At 65.1% G+C, this 13,038-nt stretch carries 14 protein-coding genes and 1 pseudogene; 10 read left to right on the forward strand and 5 right to left on the reverse strand.

The annotated features are described in order from the left end of the window. From ACXJL8_RS03970 to ACXJL8_RS03990, 5 genes and pseudogenes are all read left to right on the forward strand, one after another. A pseudogene (locus ACXJL8_RS03970) lies at positions 1-185 on the forward strand (glyoxalase); the annotation flags it as partial. A 187-nt stretch (positions 186-372) separates the two neighbouring features. Then, a complete protein-coding gene (locus ACXJL8_RS03975) occupies positions 373-1,035 on the forward strand; it encodes an SRPBCC family protein (protein ID WP_456618631.1) in 663 nt (220 codons plus the stop codon). Then, a complete protein-coding gene (locus tag ACXJL8_RS03980; protein ID WP_456684649.1) occupies positions 1,035-1,397 on the forward strand; it encodes an ArsR/SmtB family transcription factor in 363 nt (120 codons plus the stop codon). Before ACXJL8_RS03975 ends, ACXJL8_RS03980 begins: the two co-directional genes overlap by 1 nt. Before the next feature lie 130 nt (positions 1,398-1,527). After that, on the forward strand, positions 1,528-2,787 hold the full coding sequence (locus ACXJL8_RS03985; protein ID WP_456684650.1) for a serine hydrolase domain-containing protein: 1,260 nt from the start codon (positions 1,528-1,530) through the stop codon (positions 2,785-2,787). Between the two features lie 238 nt (positions 2,788-3,025). After that, positions 3,026-3,907, forward strand: a complete 882-nt coding sequence (locus ACXJL8_RS03990; protein ID WP_456618628.1) for an AraC family transcriptional regulator — start codon at positions 3,026-3,028, stop codon at positions 3,905-3,907. A 65-nt stretch (positions 3,908-3,972) separates the two neighbouring features. Here the strand turns inward: ACXJL8_RS03990 and ACXJL8_RS03995 are convergent, their stop codons facing one another. After that, positions 3,973-4,872, reverse strand: a complete 900-nt coding sequence (locus ACXJL8_RS03995; protein ID WP_456618627.1) for a LysR family transcriptional regulator — start codon at positions 4,870-4,872, stop codon at positions 3,973-3,975. 95 nt (positions 4,873-4,967) lie between these two features. Between ACXJL8_RS03995 and ACXJL8_RS04000 the strand changes: the two genes are divergently transcribed. Further along, positions 4,968-6,122, forward strand: a complete 1,155-nt coding sequence (locus ACXJL8_RS04000; protein ID WP_456684651.1) for a DJ-1/PfpI family protein — start codon at positions 4,968-4,970, stop codon at positions 6,120-6,122. A 31-nt stretch (positions 6,123-6,153) separates the two neighbouring features. Here ACXJL8_RS04000 and ACXJL8_RS04005 read toward each other — a convergent pair whose 3' ends face one another. Beyond that, a complete protein-coding gene (locus ACXJL8_RS04005) occupies positions 6,154-6,651 on the reverse strand; it encodes a peptide deformylase (RefSeq protein ID WP_456618625.1) in 498 nt (165 codons plus the stop codon). A 77-nt stretch (positions 6,652-6,728) separates the two neighbouring features. Here ACXJL8_RS04005 and ACXJL8_RS04010 point away from each other — a divergent pair, with 77 nt between their 5' ends. Both ACXJL8_RS04010 and ACXJL8_RS04015 read left to right on the forward strand, forming a co-directional pair. After that, positions 6,729-7,313 carry a TetR/AcrR family transcriptional regulator gene (locus ACXJL8_RS04010; RefSeq protein ID WP_456618624.1) on the forward strand — a complete coding sequence of 195 codons (585 nt, stop codon included), beginning with the start codon at positions 6,729-6,731 and terminating at the stop codon, positions 7,311-7,313. A gap of 101 nt (positions 7,314-7,414) precedes the next feature. Then, entirely contained in the window at positions 7,415-7,990 is a 576-nt protein-coding gene (locus tag ACXJL8_RS04015; protein ID WP_456618623.1) for a DUF308 domain-containing protein, read from the forward strand. An 11-nt stretch (positions 7,991-8,001) separates the two neighbouring features. On the opposite strand, the gene ACXJL8_RS04020 is transcribed toward ACXJL8_RS04015, so the two are convergent. Further along, positions 8,002-8,463 (reverse strand): cupin domain-containing protein, encoded by a 462-nt coding sequence (locus ACXJL8_RS04020; protein ID WP_456618622.1) that lies wholly within the window; start codon positions 8,461-8,463, stop codon positions 8,002-8,004. A 233-nt stretch (positions 8,464-8,696) separates the two neighbouring features. Here ACXJL8_RS04020 and ACXJL8_RS04025 point away from each other — a divergent pair, with 233 nt between their 5' ends. Both ACXJL8_RS04025 and ACXJL8_RS04030 read left to right on the forward strand, forming a co-directional pair. After that, a complete protein-coding gene (locus ACXJL8_RS04025; protein ID WP_456684652.1) occupies positions 8,697-10,121 on the forward strand; it encodes an amidase in 1,425 nt (474 codons plus the stop codon). Positions 10,122-10,234: 113 nt separating this feature from the next. Next, positions 10,235-11,254 carry an esterase gene (locus ACXJL8_RS04030; RefSeq protein WP_456618620.1) on the forward strand — a complete coding sequence of 340 codons (1,020 nt, stop codon included), beginning with the start codon at positions 10,235-10,237 and terminating at the stop codon, positions 11,252-11,254. A 44-nt stretch (positions 11,255-11,298) separates the two neighbouring features. On the opposite strand, the gene ACXJL8_RS04035 is transcribed toward ACXJL8_RS04030, so the two are convergent. Beyond that, entirely contained in the window at positions 11,299-11,883 is a 585-nt protein-coding gene (locus tag ACXJL8_RS04035) for an isochorismatase family protein (RefSeq protein WP_456618619.1), read from the reverse strand. A 31-nt stretch (positions 11,884-11,914) separates the two neighbouring features. Next, complete coding sequence (locus tag ACXJL8_RS04040) at positions 11,915-12,985, reverse strand: alkene reductase (protein WP_456618618.1); 1,071 nt, start codon at positions 12,983-12,985, stop codon at positions 11,915-11,917. Between the last annotated feature and the right edge of the window lie 53 nt (positions 12,986-13,038).

The following is a 13,038-nucleotide window of genomic DNA, read 5'->3' on the forward strand; positions in this document are numbered from 1 at the left end:
ACCCGTTTGGCGTCTACGTCTACACGCCCCGGGTCCGCGGCCTGGCCGCGGCGATGTTGCCGGAGATCGCCGAGCCGAGCGGTGCGGCCGAGCACAAGCCGTGGGGCATGTATGAATTCGCGCTCAATGGCCCCGACGACCTGCTCGTCCGCGTGGGCTGGCCGTGCCGGCTGATGACGGAGTAGGTCTGGCGCTGGCGCAAGCCTCTTCGGCGCTCGATCGTCGCACCTTGTGAAGCATCTCACACGCACGTTCACACTGTGGACGACGACGAACACCTGCGGCAGGGCCCGGATCCGCTGTTAAATTAAGTATTGACTTATATAAGTCGATACCGATATCCATCGGCGTGAAACGACAGGGAGAACCGGGATGGAGATCGACGTCGCCAGGGTATTGGGGCTTGTCACGCGTTCGGTGCGCGATTTCGAGAAGGATGGGAAAGCGGCCAGCGCGGTCACGTTGACGCGGCTTTACGACACGAGCGTCGACGATCTCTGGGACGCAGTGACGAGCAAGGAGCGCATCCCGCGCTGGTTTCTGCCGGTCGAGGGAGACCTCCAGCTCGGCGGAAGGTACCAGCTCAAGGGGAATGCGGGCGGCACCATCACGGCTTGTGCGCCGCCAACTCATTTTGCAGCGACGTGGGAGTTCGGCGGGGCGATGAGCTGGATCGATGTCAGGCTGGCGGCAGAACGTAGCCAGGCACGCCTGACGCTGGAGCACACCGCGATCATCGAGGATCATTGGAGCCAGTTCGGTCCAGGCGCGGTGGGTATCGGTTGGGACCTCGCCATTGCGGGACTTGAACGATATCTTGTGACCGGGGCATCGGTCGACCACGAGACGGCCGAGGCATGGATGGGCTCTCCTGCGGGCAAGGAATTCATGACGACGAGCGGCGAGTACTGGCGCGCAGCGCATGTCGCGAGCGGGGTCGATCCGGCCTTGGCAAAGGAACGCTCAGACCGCACCATCGCTTTCTATCGCGGCGAGATGCCGCCTGACATCGCGCACCCCGGTACAGGAAGCTGATGCACGTCTTCGAGGTCCTCGCCGATCCCGTGCGCCGTCGCATCCTCGAGCTGCTCGCCCCCAGGGAGATGGCGTCCGGGGAGGTCGTGGAGGTGATCGGGGCCGAGTTCGGGATCACGCAGGCCGCCGTGTCGCAGCATCTGAAGGTGCTGCGCGAGAGCGGCTTTGCGACGGTTCGGGCGGAGGCGCAAAGACGACTCTATTCGGTCGACATTGCGGGGCTTCAGGCGGTGGATGCGTGGATCGGTCAATTCAGGAATTTCTGGGAGCCGAAGCTGGACGCGCTGGCGACCGAGATCGCGCGCGGCAAACGGGAGYGGCGTAACGCGCCGATGACCAAACGGAGCGGGAAGAGGGCCTGATCGGGGAGACCTGCGTGTCCCGCTCATTGCCAAGCGCACGGCGACGGTCACCTCGGCGCAAATGCTGGATGTTGACCACGTGACGCCATGATACGAGCGAGCTCTTCATCCGCTTCCGGAGCTTGCTTGCATGTCCGTCGCTACCGCCGCCAGCCAACAACCCGCATCTGCCACCGAAACCGACCCGGAAACGCTCGGCTGGATGACGGGCTTCCCGCCGGCCCCCGACCGCATCATCGCCTTCCAGGACGGCTCGTTCCGCCGTTTCCCCGAGCTCCGCTGGGCTTGGAGCAACATCCGCCAGCTGGTGCCGACGGTGAACGTCTGGCGCGGGGCAGGGCCGGCGTCTCCGCTGTCGCGCGAGGACCATGACATCGGCGCGGTCGCCTCGACCACGATGGACGGTCGGCCCATGACGTTCGCAAAAATGCTGGAGGAGACCTACACCGACGGCATCGCCGTGCTGCATCGGGGTAAGCTGATCTACGAGCGTTATTTCGGCGCGCTGAAGCCGCACAAGCCGCACATCGCGATGTCGGTGACGAAATCGTTCACCGGCGTGCTGGCGGGCATGCTGGTCAGCGAGGGCAGGATCGATCCGCAGGCGCCCGTGACGGATTATGTGCCGGAGCTGAAGGCGAGCGCCTTCGGMGATGCGCGCGTGCACGAGGTCATGGATATGACCACGGGGCTCGAATACACCGAGGTCTACACCGACAGGAATTCGCATGTGTGGGGATTGCGGCGCGCCAACGGCATGGCGCCGATTCCGCCCGACTATGACGGCCCGACCACCATCTTCGATTTCCTCGTCGCGCAGAAGAAGCAGGGCGAGCACGGCAAGGCCTTTGCCTACAAGACCGTCAACACCGACGTGCTCGCCTGGATCTGCCGGCGCGCCAGCGGCATGACGCTGTCAGATCTTCTCTCGGAACGCATCTGGATTCCCATGGGTGCGGAGGAAGACGCGCATTATCACGTCGACCGCATCGGCACCGAAAGCGGCGGCKGCGGTCTCTCGACGACGCTGCGCGATCTCACCCGCTTCGGTGAAACCATGCGCAATCACGGCCGTTTCAACGGCCGCCAGATCGTGCCGTCATCCGTGGTCGAGGACATTTCGCGCGGCGGCGATCCCGAAAAGTTCAAGCCGGCCGGCTACACCACGTTGCCCGGCGCCTCCTACCGCAATCAGTGGTGGGTCACGCACAACGCCCACGGCGCCTACATGGCGCGCGGCGTTCACGGCCAGGGCGTCTACATCGATCCCAAGGCCGAGATGGTGATCGCCCGCTACGCCTCGCATCCCGTGGCAGGCAACGCCGCCAACGATCCGGTGACGCTGCCGGCCTACATGGCGCTGGCGAAGCAGCTGGTGGCGGGTGGGTAGGGGCGCGACTTGGTCTCTTCGTAGCCCGGATGGAGCGAAAGCGTAATCCGGGACAGACCAACCGCATCGCGCGACTGCCTGTGCGGAACGAACCCCGGATTGCGCGGAGCCTGTCATCGGGCGGCGCTTCGCGCCGACCCGTTGGCTCCATCCGGGCTACGGTTCTGCCAAACCGCAAGATCGGTCGAGCGCATCACGGCCGTCACCGCTTAACTGGAGCCGCCACGGAGGAGGGACGATGAAGGCGGCGCTGCAAAACTATCAGGACCGGATGCGGCGGGTGCTGGACCATATCGACCGGCATCTCGACGCTGATCTGGATCTGGACAGCTTAAGCGCGGTTGCAGCCTTCTCGAAATTTCATTTCCACCGGCAGTTCGCGGCGACCTTCGGATTGTCGGTGCATCGCTATGTCCAGCTGGCCCGTCTGAAGCGCGCGTCGCATCAGCTGGCCTACAATAACGCGCAGAGCGTCACTGATATCGCGATGGATGCCGGCTACGACGCACCGGACGCCTTCGCCCGCGCCTTTCGGCAACGGTTCGGGCAATCGCCGTCGTCGTTCCGGAAATCTCCCGACTGGGAGCCGTGGCTTGCGGCCTTCGGGCCTCTGGACAATGCGAGGAGCAAGCTCATGCAGACGAGTTTTACCAGTGACGACGTGACGATCCGCGAAGTGCCGGCGACGAGGGTGGCGATCATGGAGCATCGGGGAAGCCCCGAGACACTTGGTGACACGATCCGGCGGTTTATCGCGTGGCGCAGGGGCGCCGGCCTGCACCCCAGGACAAGTCCGACCTTCAATGTCTGGCATTCCGAGGGCCGTCCCGCGCAGCAGGACGAATATAGCATCGACCTTTGCGTCGGGACCGACCAACCGATCGCGGCGAATGGCGAGCAGATCAAGGCCGGTGAGATCCCCGGCGGACGCTGTGCCGTGCTGCGCGTCGTCGGCTACACCGACAATCTGGAGCCCGCCGCGCTCTATCTTTATCGCGACTGGCTTCCGGCCAGCGGCGAGGAAGCACGCGACTTCCCGATCTATTGCCAGCGGCTGAGCCTCTTCCCGGAGGTGCCGGAGCATGAGGCGGTCGCGGACGTTTTCTTGCCGCTGAAATAGCGCCCGCCGGCGGCGGCCTGTCCGTTTCGGTCGCAAGAGACGGACTGGCCACGCTGGAACTGGCCTCACCAATCGGCGGCAGTCTCAAGCAGCCGTCGCCGCATGAAGGCGACACGTGGCTGCTGTAGTCCGAGACGGTTCCAGGCAAGGAATATCTCGTTGCCTGGGATTTCCGTCGGCTCGTGCAACCGGACGAGCGTGCCATCCCTGAGCTGCGTTGCGCAGAGATAGCTCGGCAGCACGGTCAGTCCGAGGCCTGCCGCGCACGACGCCGCGAGGGCCCTGAGGTCGGGAACGATCTGCACGACCTTCTTTGGCGGCCTGGCCCGGAAGACCTGGCGAAAATAGCGGCGGATGATGGGAAGCTCAGGACCATAGGCGAGCCATGGCAGATCGATCACGGCTTCCGCTCCGCGCTTCGCAACGAGCTCGGGTGGAACCTTGGCAGCCCATTTCGGCGCGCCAACGAGGACGAAATCCTCGCGGTAGATGCCCTGGTATCCGATCGCCTTGCGTGGAATCCGAACGGTTGCAACCACAAGATCGAGCTGCCCGGCCTCGAGATGCTCGACCAGATCCTGCGTCAGGCCGAATTTCGTCTCCAGGTGCATGCCGAGCTCAGGCAATCCGCCGAGGCCGGGAAGCACTTTTCCCGCAAGGAATTCCGCCGGACCGCCGAGGCGCAGCGGGCCGGCGAGGCCGTTTGGGCGCATTGCTGCTACCCCCAGCGTTTCCTCGAGCCCGTCGAGATAAGGAGCCGCGGCACGCGCGAGCCAGTCCGCCGCGGCGGTTGGCTCAATGCCGCGCCCGACGCGCCTGAACAGGCTTCGCTTGAGGTGGGCCTCGAGTGCCTTGATGTGGCCTGATGCTGCGGGCTGCGTGATCGCGAGTTGCAACGAAGCCTTGGTCACGCTGCCGGCGCGGTAGACGGCAAGGAAGGTCCGGAGATGGGTCAGCTGACTCATAAGAATTCTGATCGATGCTTTCAGATAATACGATTTTTCCAAGGTGAGGGCGAGCCCTATGTTCGGGGGCATATCCACTTCAACCTAGGAATGACATGCCGAACGTTCTCTTCGTGACGACCTCTCACGGCAAACTCGGCGATACCGGACGCGCGACGGGCGTCTGGCTCGAGGAGCTGGCCGTACCCTATTGCATGTTCCTTGATGTCGGCCACGAGGTGACGATCGCCTCCGTGAGAGGTGGCCGCATGCCGGTCGATCAACGCAGCTCGAAGACGACTGGTGCTCCGCCCGCGGTGCAAGGCTTCCTCGGCGATGCGCGGGCCATGGCCGCCATCGAGGCAACGCCCGCGATCGAAGCGATCCGTGCCGGGGACTACGACGCGATCTTCCTGCCCGGCGGGCATGGGGCGATGTGGGACCTGCCGGGAAGCGAAGCGTTGGCGCTTGCTCTCGGCGAGGCGTTCGATGAGCGGCGCGTGATCGCCGCATTGTGCCATGGCGTGGCAGGGCTCGTGTCGGCCCGGCGGCGCGACGGCAGGCCGATCGTCGCGGGCGGCCTTGTCGCCGGCTTCACCAATGCCGAGGAGGAGGCCGAGGCGCTAGCCGCAATCGTTCCCTTCCTGCTCGAGACCCGCCTGCGCGAACTGGGTGCGAGGTTCGAGAGAGGACCCAATTTCGAATCCTTTGCGATTCGCGACGGAAATCTGATCACCGGGCAAAACCCGGCATCATCGGCGGACGTGGCGAGGCTCGTGCTCCAGGCGCTCGACGAAAAGCCGCGCACGTCCAATCCAGTGTCCACCCAACAGAAGCAGGAAATACCGATGTCATCGTCCGAGAGTCTCACCCGCCGTGATGCGCTGGTTGCCGGTACCGCGGCAGGCGCAGTCCTGGCTGCAACAGGCGCCTCCGCTTCGGCCACCGATCGGCCGCCGGCCGTTGCGGCTCCGCCCAATGCGAGGGCCGTCATGGTCACGCTGCGGCTCAGCGCGAAGAATGCTGACGCATTCAAACAGCATCTTCTCAAAGWGATCCCGGTGACCAGGCTCGCGTCGGGATGTCGCTACAGCCACTCCTATCAGCACACCAAGACGCCGAGCGAGTTCCTGCTGGTCCAGGGCTGGGACTCCCTGGAGCAGCAACAGGGCTATATCGCGTGGCGTCAGGCGCGCGGCGACCTCGCCCAATTCGGTGCCTTTCTCGGCAGCGATCCCGTCATCGAGACATTCGATCTGTTCGATGCCTAGTCATGCCGGCCCGCGAGGGGCGGCCGATGCGTCACCCCCGCGACATCTTCTCAAATTTCTTCACCAGCCGCTCCCGCTTCAGCCGCGACAGCCGCTGGATCCAGAACATGCCATCGAGCTGGTCGATCTCGTGCTGGTGGCAAACGGCGCGCAAGCCGTCGGACTCCTCGCTTTGCATGGTGCCGTCGAGATCCTGATAGCTGATCCGCACCCGCGCGTGGCGTTGGACCTCGTCATTGACGCCGGGCATCGAGACGCTGCCTTCGCGGTGCAGGATCATCTCGGGCGAAGCCCATTCGATCGCCGGATTGACGTAGGTCCGCGCGCCGTCCCTGGCGTCGAGCTCGAGCACCACGACGCGCAAGGGCACGCCGATATGCGGCGCGGTGATGCCGATGCCGGGCGCGGCGCGCATGGTGTCGAGCAGATCCTGCGCAAGCTCGCGCAATGCGTCGTCGAATGCGGTGACGGGGCGGGCCGGCATCGCGAGCCGGCGGTCGGGATAGCGGACGATCGGGCGAATGGTCATGCAGGCTCCTAACACTCACGGATGGTTGAAGCACCCCGTTCTTGACGACCTACCAACTGGAAGGTAGTTAAATCGCCATGACCAACCTTTCCTCGACTGCCGACGACATTCTGGCCTGCGCACGCACGCTGATCATCGCAGGCGGCTACAACGGCTTCAGCTACGCCGACGTGGCCGAAATCGTCGGCATCCGCAAACCGAGCATCCACCACCATTTCGCCAGCAAGGTCGATCTGGTCCGCACCCTCGTGTCGCGCTACCGCGAGGAAGCCCAGGCGGGATTGTCGGCGCTCGAGCGCAACATCCCGGACCCGCGCGACCAGCTTAAAACCTATGTCGCGTATTGGGAGGCGTGCATCAGCGACGCGACGGCGCCGTTCTGCGTGTGTGCGCTTCTCGCCAGCGAGCTTCCTATACTGCCGGAGGAGGTTGCGCTTGAAGTCCGGGCTCACTTCCGCGCGCTGGCTTCGTGGCTGACTTCGGTGATGGAGCGCGGCAAGCGGAAGGGGCGGTTGCAGTTCTCCGGCACAGCCCGGGTCGAGGCTGAAGGCTTCATGGCGACCATTCACGGCGCGATGCTGTCGGCGCGTGCCTATGGCGATCCAAAAATGTTCGGTGTGATTACCGCGCCGCTGCTGGATCGGCTGTCCGCCAAGCCCTGAGAGAGATCAGCGAGACGGCAACGACACCCCGCAGGCAAGCTGGCGTGAAGCCAATCTTGCTACGAATGAAAACTACCAACTAGTAGGTAAAGGAGGCCGTAGTGGCGCATTATCAATTGGATCTCGTTCTTGCCGATCGCGAGCGATGGCTGAAGCAATACTACTTCATTCGGGCGGCGTTCTCCGTCGCCTGGGTCGTTGCTGCGTTTTCCGTCGGGGCGTCGTCCTTGATTGCCGGTGTCTTGCTCGTGCTCTATCCGGCTTGGGATGCCGCGGCCAATTTCGTGGACGCGTTGCGCAGCGGCGGCATGAATCAAAACCGCACGCAGGCGCTGAATGTCCTGGTCAGCCTGGCGACCACCGTCGCGGTGCTTCTTGCCTTGCAGGTCAGCATGAATTGGGTGCTCGGCGTGTTCGGGGCATGGGCGATCCTGTCCGGCTTGCTCCAGTTAGGGACGGCAATCCGGCGCTGGAGGAGTTTGGGCGCGCAATGGGCCATGGTGCTGAGTGGTGGCCAGTCGGCCCTGGCCGGCGGCTTCTTCATCTTTCAGGCCACGACGCCAATGTCTCCAACGATCGCCAATGTCGCGGGCTACGCTGCAGTCGGCGCGATCTACTTCCTGGTCTCGGCGGTATGGCTGACCGTAACCGAATGGCGGCGTCGCGCAGCCATCTGAGGCGTTGCCGTTCATTCGTCCCGATAGGGCGTGCCATCCTTGTGCAGGAAACGGCCGTCAGAAGCCGGGCTCATCATGTCAACGTCGGAGCAGGTGATGAGGTCGTCGGGCGAGCGCGATCCCACTTCGAGATAGACGGCGATCGCGTCCGACCGGTTGATCATGTGATGGCCGTTGCCGGTGCCTTTCGGGAAGGCGGCGCAATCGCCGGCGCGCAGCACGGTTTCGCATTCGTCCTCGATCAGCGTCAGTTCGCCTTCGAGCACGTAGACGAATTCGTCCTCGTGCGAGTGCCAGTGCCGCTGGCTCGACCAATTGCCGGGCGGCAGGCGCATCAGGTTGACACCGAAATCCGATAGGCCGCCGGCATTGCCGAGCCGCTTGCGAATGCGCTCGGCGCAAGGGGCGTCGAAGGGCGCGGGATAGCCGGAGCCTTTGCGGGCCGGTACGGCCGCGACGTCGATTTTCGGCATATGATCTTCCCAGAAATTTTGCATTCAAGTCTAGGCGGGGCCTCGGGGCTGCGCCAGCGGCCTCGGCTGCGGAACCATGGGCAAAACGCGCATGTGCTCTCTTTGAAAATTGCATGATCGGGTGGCCGACGATTGGTCTATGACGTGGCGGCGGCGCCATGACATCCGTTGCATGCAGGTACAGGCGATGACCCAAAATGCGCGAAGCTTCTCCACACGCGAATGCGCTCGCCATGTCTGACGATCTGAACTGGCTTCCCGCCCGCGAGATGGTCCGGCGTTTTGCCAACGGCGAGCTGTCGCCGGTCGATATGCTGGACGCGACCCTGGCGCGGCTGCACGCGGTCAATCCCATCCTGAACGCGGTCTGCCTGTTGGACGAGCCACAGGGGCGGCGTCTGGCGGCGGAGTCCGCGGAACGTTGGCGCCGCGGTACACCGCTCGGGCCGCTCGACGGCGTGCCTGTCGCGATCAAGGACACCGCGCAGGTCGCGGGTTGGCCGATGCGCATCGGCTCCCACGCCACTCCGGCTGCGCCCAGCACGCAGGATACGCCCGGTGTCGCCCGGCTGCGCGAGGCCGGCGCCGTGTTCTTCTGCAAGACGACGACCCCCGAATTCGGCTGGAAGGGCATCACCCACGGCCCGCTGACTGGAATCACGCGCAATCCCTGGGATATTTCCCGCACGCCCGGCGGCTCCAGTGGCGGCTCGGCCGCCTTGGTGGCGGCCGGTGTGGTCCCTCTCGCCACCGGTGGCGACGGCGGCGGCTCCATTCGCATCCCGGCGGCGTTCAGTGGCGTGTTCGGATTGAAGCCGAGTTACGGCGTGGTGCCGAATTTCCCCGGCGTCATGGGGACGCTCGCGGTCTATGGCGGCCTGTCGCGCGATGTCGCCGACAGCGCGCTGTTGTTGAACGTGCTCACGGGCCCGGACCCGCGTGATTCCTTTGCCATTCCCTATCGCGGCATCGATTATCTCGACGGCCTCGACCGCGGTGTCGCGGGCCTGCGGATCGCCTGGTCGCCCGATCTCGGCTTTCCGGTCGCCGATCCCGCCGTGGTGGCCGGCATGCGGCCGGCGCTCGACGCGCTGGTGACGGCGGGCGCCGACGTGCAGGATGTTGCTCTCGATCTGTCCGGCGCGCAGCATGCGCTGGAAGTGATCTGGGGCGCGTCGCATGCCGCGCTGGTGCGCGATTTCACCGGCGCGCAACTGGCGGCGCTCGATCYGGGCCTGCTGCGATTGATCGTTGCCGCCCAGGAATTTTCGGCGAGCGAGTTGCAGGCGGCCCATGTCGAGATGCGCGCATTGAGCCAGCAGATGCAGCTGTTTCACGGGGATTACGACCTGCTGCTGACGCCGACCGTTCCCATCACCGCTTTCGCGGCCGGCATCGATACGCCCGACGCCGCGCGCTTCCCGCAATGGTTCGATTGGACGCCGCTGACATGGCCGTTCAACCTGACGCGCCAGCCCGCGGCCTCGGTGCCCTGCGGATTTGTCGCGGGGCTGCCGATCGGGCTGCAGATCGTGGGGCCGATGTTCGGCGAGGAGAATATCCTGCGCGCGAGCCGGTGCGTCGAGCAGGCCTGCGCCAATGCTGCGCGACCAGGCCTCGTCGACGGAGCAGCGCGAGCTTTTCCTCAAGGACAATGATGTCCGATCGATAGGCGTTCCCCGGCGTAACCGCGATGTGGGAATTGCCCCGCATCGGCGCATGGCCTAACAATGTCGCCAACAAGAAGCGTCGATAGCGGAGGAAGCAATTTATGCGCGCGATTATGATCGCACTGGCGACAGCCATCACGGCGGCGGCGACGCCGGCCGCGGCCGACTACCTGGTCAAGGAGGTCGGCAGCTTCCATGTCGGCGGACACACCGAAACGCTGAACGGGCTCCCGTCGAAGGAGATCGTGTTCTCGCCCGGCGCGCCGCCGATCAAGGTCGATCCGAACGGCGAGTTCGAGGTCGAGCAGATGTATGTCCAGTTCGTCAAGCAGGCCGCGCCGAAGTCGAAGCTGCCGATATTGTTGTGGCATGGCGGCGGGCTTGCGGGCGTCACATGGGAGACCAAGCCCGACGGCAAGCCGGGCTGGCAGCAATTCTTCCTCAATGCGGGTTATGATGTCTACGTCTCGGATGCGGTCGAGCGCGGCCGCGCCTCCTGGGCGCGCTATCCCGAGATCTTCAAGAGCGAGCCGTTCTTCCGGCCCAAGAAAGAGGCCTGGGAGCTATTCCGCATCGGGCCGAGCTATGAGGTCGGCGGCAAGCGCGAGGCGTTCGATGGCGAGCAATTCCCGGTCGAGGCGTTCGACCAGTTCGCCAAGCAGAGCATCCCGCGCTGGGCGACGAACGACGCGGCCACGCAAAAAGCCTATGACGCACTGGTGCAGAAAGTGTGCCCCTGCATCGTCCTGGTGCACAGCCAGGGCGGCAATTTCGGCTTCACCGCCGCGCTGAACGCGCCGGACAAGGTGAAGGCGCTGATCGCGCTCGAGCCCTCCGGCGCGCCGGATCCTGCGAAGGCCGATGCGGCCACGCTGAAGGGCGTGCCGCATCTGATCGTATGGGGCGATTTCCTCGACCGGGTCCCGGTGTGGTCGAAGCTCGTGGTCAATCCGACCAAGTGGGGTCAGGCGATCGCAGCCGCCGGCGGCAAGGTCGATACGTTCGAGCTGCCCAGGATGGGAATCAAGGGCAACACCCACATGATGATGATGGACCGCAACTCCGACGACATCGCCAGGCTGGTCAACGACTGGATTGAAAAGCAGGGTCTGGCGAATTAGCGGGCGATCGTCGCTGCCGAAGGGGCAGGGCCTGTGGCGCGCCCTCAGGCCTGGAACGCCTCCATGATGATCTGCACCGCCTGGCTTCCTTCAGGCGTGGTCCAATTGCCGACGAGTTCTGCGACGAGCTGATTGGTGCTCGTGAGCGTCACGCCGCCACGCTCCATCCGGCGCAGTGCGATGTCGTCGCTGAGCTTGCTCGGCGAGCCGCCGGCGTCGGCGACGACCTGCACCTCAAACCCCTCGCGCACCAGGCTGAGCGCCGGAAATACCGTGCACACGTCATTGGTGACGCCGGCGATGATCAGCTTCTTGCGGCCGGTCGCCTTCACTGCCGCGGCGAAATTCGCGTCGTCCATGGCGTTGACGATCCCGATGCGCTTGACGCGGGCCGCGAACGCCTTGGGCAGGATCTGTGCGAGCTCGTCCAGCAGCGGGCCTTGCGCATACTCCTCCATGCTGGAGGTCAGGACCACCGGCAGCTTGTAGATCCCGGCGACCTTGGCGAGCATCAGCGCGTTCCGCTTCATCTCCTCGAACGGGATCGACTTGACCCAGCTCATGGTGCCGACCTGATGATCGATCAGCAGCAGCGCGGCGTTGTCGGCGCTGAATTTCTCGTAAGTCATGACGTCTCTCCTCACGGGCTGGTCGCCCGCCTCATGCGTTCTCGGTGGCGCTCAGCAGGGGATAGTCGGTGTAGCCCTGCGCGCCCGGGCTGTAGAATGTCGTCCTGTCCGGCGCGTTGAGCGGCGCGTCCTGTTGCAGGCGTTCGGGCAGGTCGGGGTTGGCGAGGAACGCGCCGCCGAACACGGCGGCGTCGGCGCGCCCGCTCGTCAGCGCGGACTCGGCCGTGGCCTTGTCGAGGCCGCCGCCGATCAGATACGCGCCCTCGAAGCGGGGTCGCAGCAGCGCGTGGTAGTCGACCTTGGCGCCGAACAGGGCCACGTGCAGATAGGCCAGACCGAAGCCACGCAGCTGGTCGACGAGATAGGTGTAGGTTTCCTGCGGCGCCGCGTCGGACATGTCGTTGAATCCCATCTCCGGCGACAGCTTGATGCCGACGCGATTGCCGCCGGCTTCCGCCGTCATGGCCTCCAGCACCTCGAGCACGAAGCGCGCGCGGTTCTGGATCGAGCCGCCATAGCGGTCGTCGCGCGTATTGCTGCCGGAGGAGAGGAACTGCTCGGGCAGGTAACCCGTCGCGCCATGCAGTTCGACGCCATCGAAACCCGCTTCAAGCGCGCGGCGGGTCGCGGTACCGTAGCTCGCGACGACGTCGGCGATCTCGCCCACGCTCAGCGCGCGCGGCGTGACGAAATCCTTGAGGCCCTCATTGGTCCAGGATTGGCCGGCCGGCTTGATCGCCGATGGCGCCACGGGAAGGGCGTTGCCGGGCAGCAGCGACGGGTGCGAGATCCGCCCGCAATGCATCAGCTGCATGAAGATGCGGCCGCCGCGTGCGTGCACGGCCGCGGTGATGCGCTTCCAGGCGGCGACCTGCGCATCGGTCTCGATCCCCGGCGTCCGCAGATAGCCCTTGCCCATCGCCGCCGGATAGACGCCTTCGCTGACGATCAGGCCGGCGCCGGCGCGCTGGGCGTAATAGGTCGCCACCAGGTCGCTGGGCACGCCGGCATTGTCGGCGCGCGAGCGTGTCATCGGCGCCATGACCAGGCGGTTGCGAAGCGTGGCGCGGCCGATATCGACCGGGGTGAATAGCGGGCTCATGGGTGTGCTCTCCATTGTTGAGGGCATTGTCCGCCAGATCATAAATGGGATAA

The sequence above is a fragment of the Bradyrhizobium sp. P5_C11_2 genome (assembly GCF_054049755.1).